The sequence below is a fragment of the Inquilinus sp. CA228 genome (assembly GCF_052078665.1).
Taxonomy (GTDB): Bacteria; Pseudomonadota; Alphaproteobacteria; order DSM-16000; family Inquilinaceae; genus Inquilinus.
Genome location: NZ_JBQJIK010000049.1, coordinates 20,705 through 37,347 on the forward strand (window position 1 = coordinate 20,705; position 16,643 = coordinate 37,347).

14 protein-coding genes are annotated in these 16,643 nt (G+C 70.1%); 1 reads left to right on the top strand and 13 read right to left on the bottom strand.

All coding sequences use genetic code 11. The annotated features are described in order from the left end of the window. Window positions 1-2: 2 nt before the first annotated feature. From ACTOWL_RS23290 to ACTOWL_RS23305, 4 genes are all read right to left on the bottom strand, one after another. On the bottom strand, window positions 3-1,064 hold the full coding sequence (locus ACTOWL_RS23290; RefSeq protein ID WP_441323663.1) for an ATP-binding protein: 1,062 nt from the start codon (window positions 1,062-1,064) through the stop codon (window positions 3-5). After that, window positions 1,061-2,101 (bottom strand): RNA 3'-terminal phosphate cyclase, encoded by a 1,041-nt coding sequence (rtcA, locus tag ACTOWL_RS23295; protein ID WP_441323664.1) that lies wholly within the window; start codon window positions 2,099-2,101, stop codon window positions 1,061-1,063. Before rtcA ends, ACTOWL_RS23290 begins: the two co-directional genes overlap by 4 nt. Window positions 2,102-2,186: 85 nt before the next feature. Beyond that, on the bottom strand, window positions 2,187-3,410 hold the full coding sequence (locus ACTOWL_RS23300; protein WP_441323665.1) for an RtcB family protein: 1,224 nt from the start codon (window positions 3,408-3,410) through the stop codon (window positions 2,187-2,189). 1,119 nt (window positions 3,411-4,529) lie between these two features. After that, window positions 4,530-6,089 (bottom strand): vWA domain-containing protein, encoded by a 1,560-nt coding sequence (locus tag ACTOWL_RS23305; protein WP_441323666.1) that lies wholly within the window; start codon window positions 6,087-6,089, stop codon window positions 4,530-4,532. A gap of 197 nt (window positions 6,090-6,286) precedes the next feature. Between ACTOWL_RS23305 and rtcR the strand changes: the two genes are divergently transcribed. After that, complete coding sequence (rtcR, locus tag ACTOWL_RS23310) at window positions 6,287-7,888, top strand: RNA repair transcriptional activator RtcR (RefSeq protein ID WP_441323667.1); 1,602 nt, start codon at window positions 6,287-6,289, stop codon at window positions 7,886-7,888. 12 nt (window positions 7,889-7,900) lie between these two features. Here the strand turns inward: rtcR and ACTOWL_RS23315 are convergent, their stop codons facing one another. From ACTOWL_RS23315 to ACTOWL_RS23355, 9 genes are all read right to left on the bottom strand, one after another. Continuing rightward, complete coding sequence (locus ACTOWL_RS23315) at window positions 7,901-8,335, bottom strand: type II toxin-antitoxin system VapC family toxin (RefSeq protein ID WP_441323668.1); 435 nt, start codon at window positions 8,333-8,335, stop codon at window positions 7,901-7,903. Further along, a complete protein-coding gene (locus ACTOWL_RS23320; RefSeq protein ID WP_441323669.1) occupies window positions 8,332-8,694 on the bottom strand; it encodes a type II toxin-antitoxin system Phd/YefM family antitoxin in 363 nt (120 codons plus the stop codon). Before ACTOWL_RS23320 ends, ACTOWL_RS23315 begins: the two co-directional genes overlap by 4 nt. A 17-nt stretch (window positions 8,695-8,711) precedes the next feature. Beyond that, window positions 8,712-10,151 carry an aldehyde dehydrogenase family protein gene (locus tag ACTOWL_RS23325; RefSeq protein ID WP_441323670.1) on the bottom strand — a complete coding sequence of 480 codons (1,440 nt, stop codon included), beginning with the start codon at window positions 10,149-10,151 and terminating at the stop codon, window positions 8,712-8,714. 75 nt (window positions 10,152-10,226) lie between these two features. Next, window positions 10,227-11,606 (bottom strand): DNA recombination protein RmuC, encoded by a 1,380-nt coding sequence (gene rmuC, locus ACTOWL_RS23330; protein ID WP_441323671.1) that lies wholly within the window; start codon window positions 11,604-11,606, stop codon window positions 10,227-10,229. Between the two features lie 42 nt (window positions 11,607-11,648). Continuing rightward, window positions 11,649-12,923 carry a phosphopyruvate hydratase gene (eno, locus tag ACTOWL_RS23335; protein WP_441323672.1) on the bottom strand — a complete coding sequence of 425 codons (1,275 nt, stop codon included), beginning with the start codon at window positions 12,921-12,923 and terminating at the stop codon, window positions 11,649-11,651. Then, window positions 12,920-13,918 (bottom strand): phosphotransferase family protein, encoded by a 999-nt coding sequence (locus tag ACTOWL_RS23340; protein WP_441323673.1) that lies wholly within the window; start codon window positions 13,916-13,918, stop codon window positions 12,920-12,922. The genes eno and ACTOWL_RS23340 overlap by 4 nt, the downstream gene beginning before the upstream one ends. A gap of 4 nt (window positions 13,919-13,922) precedes the next feature. Beyond that, window positions 13,923-14,651, bottom strand: coding sequence for an SDR family NAD(P)-dependent oxidoreductase (locus ACTOWL_RS23345; RefSeq protein WP_441323674.1), 729 nt, complete (start codon window positions 14,649-14,651; stop codon window positions 13,923-13,925). A 175-nt stretch (window positions 14,652-14,826) separates the two neighbouring features. After that, a complete protein-coding gene (gene araD1 / locus ACTOWL_RS23350; RefSeq protein ID WP_441323675.1) occupies window positions 14,827-15,816 on the bottom strand; it encodes an AraD1 family protein in 990 nt (329 codons plus the stop codon). Between the two features lie 7 nt (window positions 15,817-15,823). Next, window positions 15,824-16,600: an SDR family NAD(P)-dependent oxidoreductase gene (locus tag ACTOWL_RS23355; protein WP_441323676.1), complete on the bottom strand. Its 777-nt coding sequence runs from the start codon at window positions 16,598-16,600 to the stop codon at window positions 15,824-15,826. Window positions 16,601-16,643 lie beyond the last annotated feature (43 nt).

The following is a 16,643-nucleotide window of genomic DNA, read 5'->3' on the forward strand; positions in this document are numbered from 1 at the left end:
CGTCAGCCCGCCCGCTGCGCCGCCAGCCGCGGCAAAGCGCGCGCCAGCTCGATGGTGTACCAGGCCGGCAGGGCGGCGCCGCTCTCGGTCTCGGTCACCACCAGCTGGGCCAGCTCGGTGGAGATCCGCGCCAGGGTCACGATCAGCTCCTTCGACCGGTTGGCCAGCTGCCGCGCCTCGCGCCCGGCGGCGCCCTCGTCGTCCGGCAGCTCCTTGATCAGCCGGTCGCGCAGCTGCTGCACCAGGAAGTACAGGATGTCCCGCTCCTCCGGCTTCTCCGGCCAGCCGCGGTCGCCCTTCAGGATCGCCGACAGGTCGTGCGCCCGCTCGCGCAGCTTGGCGAAGGCCGCGAACTGCTGGGCATGCGCCGGCGTCAGCAGGCCGCTGGCCAGCACCTTGATCTCGTCCAGCGTGATGCCCGGACCATAGGCGTGCAGGGCGCGGGACAGCATGTCCCAGGCCCGCGGAGTCGAGAACGGCTCCTCATGCTTCGGCGGCTTGGACCAGAGGTGGTCCGACCGCTGCCCGACATAGGAGATGACCATCTCATGCACCCCGGCGCCGCCGGCCCAGTCCAGCCAGTCGCGGGCCGAGGCGCGCAGCTGGACATGGACCAGCCGGTTGACCAGGGCGGAGGACAGCGGCCGGGTGATCGCCGCATCCTCCGTCCGGTTGCCGGCGCCGATCACGATGGTGCCCTCGGGCAGGCGGAACTCACCCACCCGCCGGTCCAGGATCAGCGAGTAGAACGCCTTCTGCACCTCGTGCGAGCAGGCGTTCAGCTCGTCCAGGAACAGGCAATAGGGCTCGTCCCGCGCGATGATGGTCGGCGGGCAGAAGCGCGACTTGCCGTCCATGATCTGCGGCACGCCGATGATGTCCTCCGGCGCCAGCTGCGAGCCGAGCAGCGACACGCAGGGCAGGCCGACGGACTCGGCGAAGGCCTGGACCAGGGCGGATTTGCCGATGCCCGGCGGCCCCCAGATGAAGACCGGCAGGACGCTGGCCACGTTCAGCAGGAACGGGGCCAGCGTCCTCGGCGTCAGGGTCTGCGCGGCGTTCATGCCGCCTCCTTGCTCGTTCGCCCGGCCACCGTGACCAGCATGCTGCGGCCGGTGTGGCGGGTCACCGCGATCCGGGTGCCGAGGAAGGCCTCGATCACCGCGATGTTGGTGCGGGTGTGCGGCGTCGGCGCCACCGTGACGAACCGGCCGCCCGCGCCCAGAGCCATCGGCAGCAGCAGCTGGTCCGCCAGATGCGGGCCGACCGGGGCCCGGCTGGCGAGGTACTGCCGCACCGCCTTTGCCGTCGCCGCGGCGACATCCTCCGCCGCCAGGCCGGGCTGGCCATGGCCGGTGAACACCTCGGTCGCATGCTCATGCGCCACCGTCACGGTCAGGCAGTTGCCCGGCCCGTCCGCGGCGACGGCGCGGGCCGGGGCCAGCGCCTCGGTCCGCCAGCGCAGGGCCTTGGCGACGGTCGCCGTCTCCCGCGCCGCGATGTGCAGCGGCAGATGGGTGACCACCGCCTCCACCTGCTGCGACACCAGGGCGCCGCGCCGCTCCAGCACCAGCGGCGCCGGCCTGCCGCGCGGCATCACCTCGACGTCGACCACGCCGCCGCCTGCCGGGTAGAAGCCGTGCCGCCGCAGCGCCGCCCGGGCGTGGAAGCCCATGCGGTGCAGCAGCGGCAGGAAGGCGCGCTCGACGAAGTCGAAGCTCGGCGCCCCCATGGCATGGGTGCCGCCCTGCAGCCGCAGCCGCGACGGGGCGTCCGCCAGCGCCAGCGGCAGCAGCACGGTCTGCAGCACCAGCAGGGTCGACCCGGCCGAGCCGATGGCGAAGTCATACGCGCCGGCCGCGACCGGCCCCGGCGTGAAGCCGAGCACGGTCGAGCCCAGCTCGGCCCCCGTCACCGCGGCCCGGCCGATCTCGCTCGCCGCCTTCACGGCCGTGAGGTGCTGGCGCAGCAGGCCCGGCTTGGTGCGCCCCGCCCGGATCCGCTCGATCCGGAACGGGGTCCCGGTCGCCAGGGACAGGGTCAGGGCCGAGCGCAGGATCTGCCCTCCGCCCTCGCCCTGGGATCCGTCGATCGTGATCATGGTCGGTTCTTTCGTTTCTTGTTGTTGAGACCACGAGCAACGGCGGGCAGCGGTCCGGCTGCCCGGACCGCTGCCCGTGGCGTCTCTACCCCTTCACACAGACGATCTGGCGCAGCGTGTGTACCACCTCCACCAGATCCGACTGGGCGGCCATCACGGCGTCGATGTCCTTGTAGGCCTTGGGCGTCTCGTCGATGACGCCCTCGTCCTTGCGGCACTCGATCCCCGCGGTGGCGGCTGCATGGTCGGCGACCGTGAACCGCCGCTTGGCCTCGGTCCGCGACATCACCCGCCCGGCCCCGTGGGAGCACGAGCAGAAGCTGTCGGGATTGCCCTTGCCGCGGACGATGAAGGACCGCGCCCCCATCGATCCCGGGATGATGCCCAGATCGCCCTCGCGGGCGCGCACGGCGCCCTTGCGGGTGACCCAGACGTTCTCGCCGAAGTGATGCTCCCGCTCCACGTAGTTGTGGTGGCAGTTGATCGCCTCGTCGGTGACGCCGAAATCGGTGAAGGCGGCGGCCATCGCCGCCAGCGCCTGCTTCAGCATCACGTCCCGGTTGGCGCGGGCGTAGTCCTGCGCCCAGCCGACCGCTTCCATGTAGTCGTCGAACAGCGCCGAGCCCTCGGCCAGGTAGGCCAGGTCCCGGTCCGGCAGGTGGATGAACAGCCGCTCCATCTCCCGGCGCGCCGCGGCGATGAAGAAGCTGCCGATGCGGTTGCCGACCCCGCGCGAGCCGGAATGCAGCATCACCCACACCCGGTCGTCCTGGTCCAGGCAGACCTCGATGAAGTGGTTGCCGCCGCCCAGCGTGCCGATCTGCCGCGCCGGCGAGTTCCGGGTGGAGATCGCCGGGTACTTCTGCTGCAGCTCGTCGTAGCGGCGCTTGAAGCCCGAGTACCAGGCGTTCTCCGCCGCGCGCGGCACCTTCTGCCCGTGATCGGCCATCCCGACCGGGATCACCGCCTCGAGCGCCGAGCGCAGCCCGGACAGGCTGTCCGGCAGCTGGTGGCTGGTCAGGGTCGTGCGCACGGCGCACATGCCGCAGCCGATGTCGACGCCGACCGCCGCCGGGATGATCGCCCCGCGCGTCGGGATGACCGACCCGATGGTCGCGCCCTTGCCGTAATGCACGTCCGGCATCGCCGCGACATGCTTGTGGATGAACGGCAGGGTCGCCGTGTTCAGCAACTGCTGGCGCGAGCCGTCATCGACCGGCACGCCGCGGGTCCACATCTTGACCGGCTTGGCGCGCGTGTCGCGCGCCGGGGCGAAGCTTTCGGTCAGAAGGTCGTAGGTCCGGTCCATGATGGTGATCCTCGAGTCCAGAAGGACGCATGGCGACAAGGGTGATGAAACGCTGCCCGTCCGGGTCGAGACCCGGCCGGGCACCTGCTCTACCGCTGAGCTACGGAGCATTCCCGTGAGGGCGATGCCCCGGCGGGAGTCGAACCCGCGACCTGGGGAGTAAGAGTCCATGGAGTTCCATCGGCATTCGCCATGCGTTCGGGTGCAGCGACAAGGAGTGGCGGGATCTTTCCGTCCCACGGTGGACCGTGGTGCGGGCGAGGACTCGAACCTCACGGCTTGCGCCGCTGCCTGATGGAATCCCGGCCGGCATTCGCTGCGATCTGTGGTCCTTTCAAGGGGTTGCGAGGGACGGCGACAAGGGTTCGCGAGAGTGTTTCCTGAGCTACCGGACCTCGCGGCCCGGGACGGAGTCGAACCGCCACCTCCTGCCTTGCGGCAGGTGCTCTGACCAATGGACTCCCGCAGGCATTCGCCGCGTGAGGCAGGCGTGACGACCAGGGGTGGCGAAACCATTGCTCGGCCGCTGAGCGACGGGCCGGTGATGGAAACCGGACCCGGCGGGAGTCGAACCCGCCTCCATGGAATTCCGCCGGCATTCGTCACGAAACACGATCGGCCGGGGGGACCAGGGTTGCCGGGACGACCGCCGCCGAGGCGGCGCCTGCGTGTGACGGCAGGTTTTCAACGTAGTCCCGACGGCATTCCCCCCGGCCTCCGGCCGTTCCCCACCGACCGGCCGCCGGCCCGGCGACGAAGATCGGGAGAGAGACCCGCACCGTAGAAGCGGACGCGCCGGAGGGCGCGTCTTTGGTCGGTGCGACTGTACTCTCCGCGGCATTCGCCGGGCCGGCGGCCGGCCGGATCGATCCTGCGGCCATGGCGACGAGGATGTGCGAGAGGGGGCATGGTTAGCCCCATCTTTGGAGGATGGACTCCCGCACGGCATTCGCCATGGATCCAACCGGGAGGACGAGTGGTGGCCGGGACAACCGCCGCCGAAGCGGCGCCCCGAGGCAGCGGTTGCCCGGCCTGCCCACGGGGTTCACTGGAGTCCCGACCGCATTCCTCCCGGCCGGGACCGGACGCCCGGTTTTCCGGACGCCCGGCCCCGATCCGTCAGAGCACGATCCGCTCGATCTCGTCGACCCAGCGGTCCGCGCCCGACCCGTCCGCGGCGAAGGCGGCGATCGCGTCGAACACCGCGTCGGAGAAGCCCCCGACGTTGAGGATGTCCGCCCGCTCCTGCGCCTGCGTCGTGGCGTAGGGCTGGATGTCGATGCAGACCAGCTTGGCCTCCGGATTCCTCTCCTTCAGCTTCGCCCAGGCCTGCATCAGCCCGGTGCCCTGGTGCGGGTGCTTCGCCGCATCGACCCAGGACTGGTTGTCCGAGACGAAGACGACGAGGTCGACCGCCGCGCGCTCCGCCACCAGCCGCTCGACCGGGGCCGAGCAGTTGGTGCCGCCACCACCGATGGCGGCCAGCTTCCGCGCGTTGGTCATCACCGCATCGCGCGGGTTGAGGTCGATCTCGACCACATCCCGTTCGAACGGCATGATCCGGGCCGACCGGTTGGCCCGCAGCACCGCCGCCGCCACCAGCGCGGCGACGTCGATGCAGCGCACCGCCGTGGTCCCGCCGGCCCGGTATCCGGTGACCGGGGAGGCCATCGACCCCGACACATCGGGGCAGATCACCACCCGGCCGGCCAGCACCGGGACGTTGCCGACCGCGACCTCCATCGCGTCCTGCAGCGCCTCGCGCACCACCGCCGGCACTCCCGTCCCCGTCATGGCGTAAGCCGCCATCAGCTGGTACGGGAACACCCGGGCGCGCCGGATCGCCTCCGGGTCGCGCAGCCTTGCCGCCACCCGCTCGGCGAACCCGTCCACCTCGAACACGCCGTGGCGCGCGAAGGTGTTCAGGTTCATCCGCAGCATGTGCCAGCCGGCCTTCTCCCCGATCGCCGCCCAGTGCTCCCGCGTCAGCGGCAGCGCCGTCAGCATCTGGAAGGGCACGTCCGGCACCGGCGCCGACGGGTCGCGCTTGAAGGCCTCGAAGGCCCGCACGACCTCCGGCAGCGCCGCGGCGTCATAGGGCCGGCCGATCAGCCAGCCATACAGCGCCTGGCGCGACGGATTCGCCGGCTTCGGGTGCACCATCCTGACCACATCGGCCAGCGAGGGGTCCTGCCCCACCGCGGCCCGCATGATCTCGATGTCCGAGGCCTGCTCCAGCCACTCCTGCACCAGCCGCTTCGGCCGGGTGCCGAGCGACTTCCGCCCGACGGCGCCCGACCGCATGATCTGCACGAAGCTGCGCAGCATGCGGCCGTTGTCGACGACGCGCCGGAAGGCCGGCGTGACGTCGGGCGATTGCAGGGTGGACAGCAGGGCGACCAGCAGGGCCGGCATGTCCTTCATGTGCCCCCGCTCCCGGGCATGGACCGCGGTGCGGGCGATGAATCCGGGCTCGACCTCGCGGGCGAGGGCGAGCACCTGGTCCAGCTGCTCCCGCGCATCGGCGTAGAACGTCCGGTGGAGCGTCCCGGTCGCCGCCAGCTGCGCCAGCGCGTGGCGCGGCGTCAGGGCGTAGGCCTGGGCCCCCTCGTGGTTCACGGCATCGCTGCGCGGAAGCAGCCTTCCCATCAGCGAAGCAAACACGGACTTGTTTGCCATGATCGTCATCCTTTGGTTGCGCCCTCCTATAAGCGAAGCGCGTGCCAACTCCGGACAGCCGATCGGCCGATCTCACCCAACTGATTGAGAATGAAGGGATAAAAAATTTTCGGACCCCCATTTACACGTCTCTGATCATCACCCATGATGGGGAAATCCGATCCTGCAGGATCGATATTTATCTTATAGGATAGATCATGCCGAAGCGTCGGGTGGTCATCGGCTTCATCGGCACCACCATGGATGCCGGCAAGCTGGACAGCCGGTGGGAGCGGTGGCGGCCGACCGTGGCGCTGTGCCAGCACGAAGACATGCTGGTCGACCGGCTGGAGCTGATCCACGACACCCACTCCGCCGCGCTGGCCAAACGGGTCGCCACCGACATCCAGGCGGTGTCGCCGGACACGGTGGTCCGCTTCAACTTGATCAACCTGCGCAACGCCTGGGACTTCCAGGAGGTGTTCGCGGCGATGCTGGACTTCGCCCGCGGCTACGACTTCGACACCGAGGATGAGGAGTATCTGGTCAACATCACCACCGGCACGCATGTCATCCAGATCTGCTGGTTCTTGCTGACCGAGGCGCATTACCTGCCGGCGCGGCTGCTGCAGCTGACCCCGCCGAAGCGGTGGGAGGCCGGGCATCCCGGCGGCTACGACGTGATCGACCTGGACCTCTCCCGCTACGACCGCATCGCCACCCGCTTCGAGGCGGAGCGGGAGGAGGCGGCGTCGTTCCTGAAATCCGGCATCGCCACCCGCAACGCCGCCTTCAACCGCATGATCGACCAGATCGAGCAGGTGGCGATCCGGTCGAAGGCGCCCTTGCTGCTGATCGGCCCGACCGGCGCCGGCAAGTCGCAGCTGGCGCGGCGGATCTACGACCTGAAGAAGGCACGGCACCAGGTCGAGGGGCCGTTCGTCGAGGTCAACTGCGCCACGCTGCGCGGCGACGGCGCCATGTCGGCCCTGTTCGGCCATGTGAAGGGCGCCTTCACCGGGGCGCTGCAGGACCGCGCCGGGCTGCTGCGCTCGGCCGATGGCGGCATCCTGTTCCTCGACGAGATTGGTGAGCTGGGGCCCGACGAGCAGGCGATGATTCTGCGCGCGGTGGAGGAGAAGCGGTTCCCGCCGGTCGGCGCGGACCGCGAGGTGTCGAGCGACTTCCAGCTGATCGCCGGCACCAACCGCGACCTCTCGGTCGACGTCGCCCGCGGCCGGTTCCGCGAGGACCTGCTGGCCCGGCTGAACCTGTGGACCTTCACTTTGCCGGGGCTGCGCGACCGGCGCGAGGACATCGCCCCGAACCTGGAGTTCGAGCTGCGCCGCCATGCCGAGCGGGAGGGGGTCAAGATCACCTTCAACCGCGAGGCGCGGGACCGCTATCTGGCCTTCGCCACCGCGCCCGAGGCGGTGTGGAGCGCGAATTTCCGCGACCTCGGTGCCTCGATCACGCGCATGGCCACCTTCGCCCCCTCCGGCCGAATCAACGAGGCGGTGGTGGAGGAGGAGATCGAGCGGCTGCACCGCACCTGGTCGCGCGGCGGCGAGGACGGCGGCGAGGCGCTGCTGGCCGGGCTGCTGGGGCTAGAGCGGCTGGCGCAGGTCGACCTGTTCGATCGGGCGCAGCTGGCCGCGGTGGTCGGGGTGTGCCGCACCAGCAGCTCGCTCAGCGCCGCCGGCCGCACCCTGTTCGCCGCCTCGCGGGCGCAGAAGACCAGTGCCAACGATGCCGACCGCCTGCGCAAGTACCTCGCCCGCTTCGGCCTGGACTGGCAGGCGGTGACGGGCGGGTCTTGAGGGAGGAGGTCGTCAGGTGGACGGCGGGCGCGTCCACGGATTCACGATGGATGTCACCGAAGCCTCGAAATCCGAGATATTGCGGGTCACCAGCGTGAGGTCGTGGATCTGGGCGGTGGCAGCCATGAAGGCATCCATGGCGCCGATCGGCCGTCCCATGGCGGCTCGGCGTGCGATGATGATACCCCACGTATCCGCTACGGCCGGGTCGATCGGCAGGATCCGGGATTCGAAGCGTGTCGGGAGGTCGTGCGTCAGCCAATGATCGAGCAAGCTGCGCCGCTTTCCACCGGGCAGTCGATCGATGCCATACCTCAGCTCCGCCAGAGTGACGACGCTCAGAAAAGTCCGGTCTTCGTCAGTGTTGGCCAGCCAAGCGATGACGCCGGCGTCGGGAGAGGGCTTCTTCCACTCCGAGACGACGTTGGTGTCGAGAAGGAAGGTCAAAGGTCGGTCTCGCGGGGGCCGTCGTTGAGTCGTTCGGTATCCAATCCCGAGCCGCGGAGGGGAGAAGCGGCAAAAAAGTCAGCGAGGGTGCCGACGCGCTTTGTCTTTCGTTCCCATTCCTCGGCGGATACTACCACCACGGCGGAATGTCCGTTGCGGGTGACTGTCTGTGGTCCCTCCCGGCGGGCTCGATCGATGACTTCGCTGAACTTCGCCTTGGCTTCGGCGACGGTCCATGTTCCTGCGCTCACGACGAACCTCCACGCGATATAGTCATGATGGTCATATTGGTCATCCCGTGGCGCATCGCAAGCGCAAACAGAAAAGGCCCGGCCGTCGCCGGCCGGGCCCTCCTGCATTCCGTTTCCGGCTGAAATCATCCCGGGAAGGTGTAGGCGGTCTTGACCACGGTGTAGAACTCCGCGGCGTAGCGGCCCTGTTCGCGCGGGCCGTAGCTGGAGCCCTTCCGGCCGCCGAACGGCACGTGGTAGTCCACGCCCGCGGTCGGCAGGTTCACCATCACCATGCCGGCCTGGCTGGCCCGCTTGAAGTGGCTGGCGTGCTTCAGGCTCGAGGTGGCGATGCCGGCGGACAGGCCGAACTCGGTGTCGTTCGCCGTGGCCAGCGCCTGCTCGTAATCCTTGACCCGGATCACCGAGGCGACCGGCCCGAAGATCTCCTCGCGGCTGATCCGCATGTCGTTGGTGGTCTCGGTGAACAGCGCCGGCGACAGGTAGAAGCCCTCGGTCTCGCGGTTCAGCCGCTCGCCTCCGAAGGCCAGCTTGGCGCCTTCCGTGACGCCGATGTCGATGTAGGACAGATCCTGGTCCAGCTGGCTCTGGTCCACCACCGGGCCCATCTCGGTGCCCTGCTTCAGCGCGTTGTCGACCTTCAGCGCCTTCAGCTTCTCGGTCATCGCCGCGACGAAGCGGTCGTGGATGCCCTCGGTCACGATCAGCCGCGACGAGGCGGTGCAGCGCTGGCCGGTGGAGAAGAAGGCGCTGTTGGTGGCGGCCCCGACGGCGGTGTTCAGGTCCGCGTCGTCGAGGATGACCATCGGGTTCTTGCCGCCCATCTCGAGCTGCACCTTCTTGCCCAGCTCGGCGCAGCGCAGGGCGATGCCGCGGCCGGTGCCGACCGAGCCGGTGAAGGTGATGGCGTCGACATCCTTGCTGGCGACGAAGGCCTCGCCGACCACCGAGCCGCGGCCCATCACCAGGTTGAACACGCCGGCCGGGACGCCCGAATCGACGATGATCTGCGCCAGGGCCCAGGCGCTGCCCGGCACCAGGTCGGCCGGCTTGAACACGACGCAGTTGCCGTAGGCCAGGGCCGGGGCCAGCTTCCAGGCCGGGATCGCGATCGGGAAGTTCCACGGCGTGATCAGACCGATGACGCCGATCGGCTCACGCGTGATCTCGACATCGATGCCGGGGCGGACCGAGGCCAGCTTCTCGCCCTGGATGCGCAGCACCTCGCCGGCGAAGAACTTGAAGATCTGGCCGGCGCGGGCGGCCTCGCCGATGCCCTCGGGCAGGGTCTTGCCCTCCTCGCGCGACAGCAGCCGGCCCAGCTCCTCCTTCCGCGCCAGGATGGTGTTGCCGATCTTGTCGAGCAGGTCGTGCCGCTCCTGCAGCGTCGTCATCGACCATTTCGGGAAGGCGGCACGGGCCGCGGCGATCGCCTGCTCCGCCTGGGCGCGGTCGGCGCGGCTGTACTCGCCGACCACGTCCGACAGGTCCGACGGGTTCACGTTCTTCGCCGCGTCCGGGCCTTCGACCCACGAGCCGGCGATGTAGTTGGCGTGGACGCTCATCTGGTTTCCTCTTCTCGACCTATTGTCGGATGAATGATGACTGGATAGGGCCCGCGGCCTGCCGATGCAACAGGGCTATGGCGTCTCTTCTTCCGCCGGACTGTCGGAAAGGACGGGCGGCATCTCGGCCTCGGGCGCGTCGAGCTCCAGGATCGGCGCGGCCTTGTCCATCGGCAGCTCCTCCACCTCGCGCAGCTTGCGGTGGATGGCACGGGTGCGGGTGCCGATGTCGCGGATCACGTTCTGGCCCTCCTGCAGCTTCTTGCCGACCTTGTCCATCAGCTCGCCATAGGTGCGGAACTCGGTCTTCACCGCGCCCAGCACCTGCCAGATCTCGGCCGATTTCTCGCGGATCGCCAGGGTGCGGAAGCCCATGCGCAGGCTGGACAGGAAGGCGCCCAGCGTGGTCGGGCCCAGGATGGTGACGCGGTGCTGCTCGCGGATCGATTCGCGCAGGCCGGGGCGGCGCAGGATCTCGGCGAACAGCCCCTCGGTCGGCACGAACAGCACGGCGAAATCGGTCGTCGTCGGCGGGCAGATGTACTTGGTGGCGATCTTCTTCGCCTCGTCCCGGATCCGCCGCTCCAGCTGCCTGCCGGCGGCGTCGACCGCCAGGGCGTCGCCGGCCTCCACCGCCAGGATCAGCCGCTCGTAATCCTCCTGCGGGAACTTGCTGTCGACCGGCAGCAGCACGCCCTCGGGCAGGCGGATGGCGAACTCCACCGTCTCGGCGCTGTCCGGCCGCGGCCGGGCATTGCGCACCAGCTGGTCCTCGGTCAGCACCTGCGCCAGCAGGGCGTCCAACTGCTCCTCGCCGAAGGTACCGCGGGTCTTGACGCCGGACAGCATCTTCTTCAGGTCGCCGACGCCGCCGGCCAGCACCTGCATCTCGCCCAAGCCCTGATGCACCCGCTCCAGCCGCTCGCTGACGGTCTGGAACTGGGTCTGCAGCCGCGCCTCCAGCGTCGCCTGCAGCTTCTCGTCGACCGTGGCGCGCATCTGCTCCAGCTTCGCCTCGTTCTCCTTGCGCAGCGACTGCAGGTTCAGGTCCATGGTCTCGCGCAGCCGGTTCTGGCTCTGCGCCATCGATTCGGACAGCGACTGCAGCCGGGCGGCGACGGTGTCGAGGCGGGTCTGCTGGGTCTCGCCGATCGCCTTCATGGCGCCGACCAGGGTCTCGCCGGTGTGGCGCAGCGACGATGCGATCTCTTGCCGCTGTCGGCTGTCCCGCGCCTCGGCCGAGGCCTCGCCGCGCCGCTCCGCCGTCTGCAGCTCCTGCTCCACCCGGGCCAGGTCGCGGCGCAGATCCTCGACCGCACCGCTCAGGGGCGTGAGATCCAGCCTCGGCCGACGGAACAGGGCCACGAGCAGGGTCAGCAGCGCCACCAGCAGGATGGCCAGGCCGAGGATGCGGAGATCGATCTGGGCGAGCAGCGAGGCGATGTCTGAACTCATAAGCTCATCCGGTTGCGGGACGGGCAGAACAGCCCAGACCGCTCACCCGCGCAAGACGCTTCGGCCGGCGAAGATGGCGCGGCCGCCCAACGCCTCCTCGATCCGCAGCGCCGCATTCCACTTCGCCATCCGCTCCGACCGGGCGAAGGACCCCACTTTCAGCTGGCCGACGCCCCAGCCGACCGCGAGGTCGACGATGGTGGTGTCCTCGCTCTCGCCCGAGCGGGCGGAGACGATGCCGCCGAGACCGGCCGCCTGCGCCGCGTCCCAGGCCGCCTTGGTCTCGGTCAAGGTGCCGCGCTGGTTCGGCTTGATCAGCACGGTGGTGCAGGCCTTGGCCACCGCGGCATCGCGCACCCGCGCGGCGTCGGTGACCAGGAAGTCGTCGCCGACCACCTGCACCCGGTCGCCGATCGCGGCGGTGATGGCGCGGAAGCCGGCGGCGTCGTCCTCCGCCACCGGGTCCTCGACCGAGACGATCGGCCAGCGCTTGGTCCAGCCGGCGACCAGCTCGACCATCGCGCCGGTGTCGAGCTCGCGCCCCTCGAAGCGGTAGCGGCCGTTGCGCCCGAACTCCGAGGCGGCGACGTCCAGCGCGATCGCCACCTCCTCGCCCGGGCGGCGGCCGGCGCGCTCGATGGCGCGGAGCAGCATGTCCAGCGCCTCGGCCGCGTCGGCGAAGTCGGGCCAGAAGCCGCCCTCGTCGGCGACGCCGTACAGCTTGCCGGCCTCGGCCATCAGCGACCCGGCGGCGCGGTAGACCTCGGCGGTCCAGTCCAGCGCCTCGGCGAAGCTGCCGGCGCCGGGGCAGACCACCATGAAATCCTGCAGGTCCAGCCGCCGCCCCGCATGGGCGCCGCCGCCAAAAATCTGGATCTCGGGCAGCGGCAGCAGGGTTGCCTCGTCGCCGCCGAGATGGCGCCACAGCGGCAGGCCGGCGGCGGAAGCGGCGGCATGGGCGGCAGCCATCGACACGGCGATGGTGGCGTTGCCGCCCAATCGACCCTTGTCCGGCGTGCCGTCGAGCTCGATCAGCACCCGGTCCAGCCCGGCCTGGTCGGCGGCATCGAGCCCGGCCAGGGCGCGGGCGATCTCGCCGTTCACCGCGGCCACCGCGCCCTGCACGTCATGACCGCCGAAGGCTGTGCCGCCGTCGCGCTTGTCCCGCGCCTCGCCGGAGCCGGTGGAGGCGCCGGCCGGGGCGATGGCGCGGCCTGTGGCGCCGCCCTCCAGCCGGATCTCGGCCTCGACCGTCGGCCGCCCCCGGCTGTCCCAGACGCGCCGGCCGCGGATCCCGGCGATGGTGGTGCGGGTCATGCGTTCAGCTCCTCAGTCCAGGCGGTCCGAATCTCGGCCAATCGTGTCGGCGGGTCCAGCAGCAGGGACCGAGCCACGCGTCGCACCCGGTCCTTCTGCGCCGCATCGGTCAGGTACTCGGCCGGCGACTTGCCGTCGACCCGGGCCAGGAATAGGCCGGGCAGCAGCCGGGCGGCGCGGGCCTCGAAGGCATCGGCCGGCTCCCAGTCCACCCCGGCGCTGTAGGCGGCGGCCAGGGCGTCGAAGCAGGCCAGGAAGTCCGGCGCCGAATCCGGCCGCCACAGGCCCTTCAGCAGCAGGTGGTTCAGGCAGAAGGCCAGGTCGAAGGCCGGGTCGCCCCACCAGGCGCATTCGGCGTCCAGGAACACCGGCCCCTGCGGGCCGGCCAGGATGTTCTTCGGGCTGACATCGCCATGCACCAGGGCCTGCTTCGTCGTCCGCGTGGTCTCGACCAGCGCGTGCAGCGCCGCGGCGCAGTCCGGATGCGCCGCCGCGGTCGCCACCAGATAGGGCTCCAGCCGGATGTCGTAGAAGATCGCGTCGGTCGGGAACTCGGCTGCCAGGGCCGGATCTGCCGCCGTGGCGGCGTGGATGGCGGCCAGGCGTCGCCCGACCTCGGCGGCGAAGGCGGGGTCGGCGCGGCCGTCGCGAAGCTCGGCCTTCCACACCGGATGGTCCTCCGGCGCCAGATAGGCCATGGCCAGCGCCCCGGCCGTCTCGTCCTGTCCGAGCAGCCGCGGCACCGCCTGCGGCACGATGCCGGCGGCGACCCGCATCCAGCGCGCTTCGTACAGGTTGCGCGCCACCGGCGCCCGCCAGTCGGCGGCCACCCGAAGCTTGGCCAGGGCGCGCTTGACGCAGATCGGGCCCGTGGCGAGGTCGACCCGGAAGATGTCGGAGGAGACGCCGCCGGTCAGCGCGGTGAAGCGCGGCGTCTCGTCCGGCCCGGCCAACCCCATCCGGCGCAGCGCGGCGAGGAGGTCGGCGTCGGTCATCGGCTCAATAGGTCGCGCGGCCGCCCGACAGATCGAAGACGGCGCCGGTGGTGAAACTGTTCTCGGCCGAGCACAGCCACGCGATCATCGACGCCGCCTCCTCGACCTTCAGGAAGCGGGCGCGGGGGATGCGCGACAGCATGTAGTCGATGTGCTCCTGGCTGATCTGCTCCAGGATCCGGGTCTTGGCGGTGGCCGGGGTGACGCAGTTGACCGCGATGTCGTGGCCCGCCAGCTCCTTGCCCAGCGACTTGGTCAGGGCGATGACGCCGGACTTGGCGGCGGAATAGGCGCTGGCGTTGGGGTTGCCCTCCTTGCCGGCGATCGAGGACACGTTGACGATGCGGCCATAGCCGCGGGCGATCATCCCCGGCACCACTGCCCGGCAGCAGTAGTAGACCGCGTTCAGGTCCAGCTCGATCACCTGGCGCCAGGTGTCGATCGGATAGTCCCAGGTCTTCACCGACGGGCCGGCGATGCCGGCATTGTTGATCAGGATGTCGATCCGCCCTTGAGCCTCCACGGCCGCGGCGATCGCGGCGGCATCGGTGACATCGATGGCGACGCCGGTGGCGCCGATCGCCTTGGCCGTCGCCTCGACCAGGGCCTGGTCGCGGTCCCACAGCACCACCTGGGCGCCCGAGGCGATGAAGCGCTCGGCGACCGCCCGGCCGATGCCCTGCGCCCCGCCGGTGACCACGGCCAGTTTGCCGTCGAGATCGATCCTGTTCATCCGCGTTTCCCCGTGTTCCACCCGAAGGCGGAGTTTGTCCATTCTTCCCTATTGTCATCCTCGGGCTTGACCCGAGGATCCAGGGGCGGCCAGAGCGGCTCTTCGTGGCCCCTGGATGCCCGGGTCAAGCCCGGGCATGACAGAAGAGGGAAGCGTCCTCCCGATGCGCCCGAGCCTACAGCGCCCGCACCGTCACCGTCTCCTCCGCCGCGCGCGCGAGAGGGTTGCGCAGCGGGCGGCCGAAGGCTTTAGCCTCGATCTCGAAGCGGTCGCCGGGCTCGGGCTTGATGCCGTCGGTGACGCTCAGCGTCGCGGTGCCGAAGAAGTGCAGATGCACGTCGCCCGGCCGGCGGAACAGCCCGTATTTGAAGTGGTGGTGCTCCAGATTGGCGATCCAGTGGCTCATGTTGGCCTCGCCGCTCAGGAACGACTTCTCCCAGATCGTCTTGCCGCTACGGGTGATGCGGCTGGTGCCGCGCACGTCGTCCGGCAGCGGGCCGACCAGCAGCTCCGGCCCGACCGAGCACTGGCGCAGCTTGGAATGGGCCAGCAGCAGGTAGTTCTGCCGCTCGGTGATGTGGTCGGAGAACTCGTTGCCGATGGCGAAGCCGACGCGCCAGGGCGTGCCGTCCGGCCCGACCAGGTAGCAGCCGGTGATCTCCGGCTCCTCGCCGCCATCCAGCGCGAAGGCTGGCATGGTCAGGGCCTGCTCGCCGGCGACCACGATCGAGCCGTCGCCCTTGTAGAACCATTCCGGCTGCACGCCCGGCTTGCCGCCGGCAGGTTTCCCGCCGCTCAGGCCGTCGCGGAACATCTTCATGCTGTCGGTCAGCGTCTCGGCCTCGCCGAGAGTCTTGTGCATCTGGTCGCGGGCGTCGGCGCTGCCGAGATGGGTCAGGCCGGTGCCGGTGACGATGCAATGCGCCGGATCGGGATGGTCGAGCGGCACCAGCAGCCGGCCCTCGGCGATCACGGCGTCGTAGGACTCGGTGCCGGCCCCTTCATCGGCCGCGGCCAGCTCGGCGATGGTCTTGCGCGACGCGATCGCCGCCTGGGCCAGGTCGTAGGTGGTGTCGAAGGCGGACAGCAGCTTCAGCGTGTCTCCGCCCGAGACGATGCCGACGCGCCGGTCGCCGGCCTTGGTGCGCAGTTGGATCAGGTTCATATCCGCCTCACAGTCCCGACGCCCAGCCGGCGTCCACGACGAAAGTCTGGCCGGTGCACATGGCGCTGTCGTCCGCCGCCAGCCACAGGGTCATCTGCGCCAGGTGCACGGGCAGCACCTGGTCGGGGATGCACTGCCCCTTCCGGCGCTCCTCATCCGCCTCCGGCGTCAGCCACAGGTCCTTCTGGCGCTGGGTGATGACCCAGCCCGGCATCACGGTGTTGACCCGGATGTGCTGCGGGCCCCAGTCGCGCGCCAGGCCGCGGGTCAGCCCCTCCACCCCCGCCTTGGCGGAGGTGTAGGCCGGCATGCCGCCCTGCTTCAGCCGCCAGGAGACCGAGCCGAAATTGATGATCGAGCCGCCGCCGGCGTCGCGCATCCCCGGCTGCACCGCCTGGGCGGCGAAGAACTGGTGGCGCAGATTCACCGCCATGCGCTCGTCCCAATAGTCGGGCTCGACCGTCTCCGGCGCGTGGCGCTGGTCGTGCGCGGCGTTGTTGACCAGGATCCGGATGGTCCCGATCGCCTGCTGCGCCTCGGCCACCGCGGCGCGCAGGTCGGCGATGTCGCGCAGGTCGCAGTGCCGGTACTGCGGCGCCTTCAGCCCTTCGGCCTTCAGCCGGTCGACCAGCGCGGTCGACGCCGCATCGTTGATGTCGACGAAGAACACCCGCGCCTGCTGGCGGCAGAAATGCTCGACGATGCTCTCGCCGATGCCGCTGCCGCCGCCGCTGACGAAGACGGGCTTGTCGCGCAGCGACGGATAATTCGCGTATTCGGTCATGATGGTGTCTGCCTGATCGGGCTGTCCGGAATGGAGAAAGCCC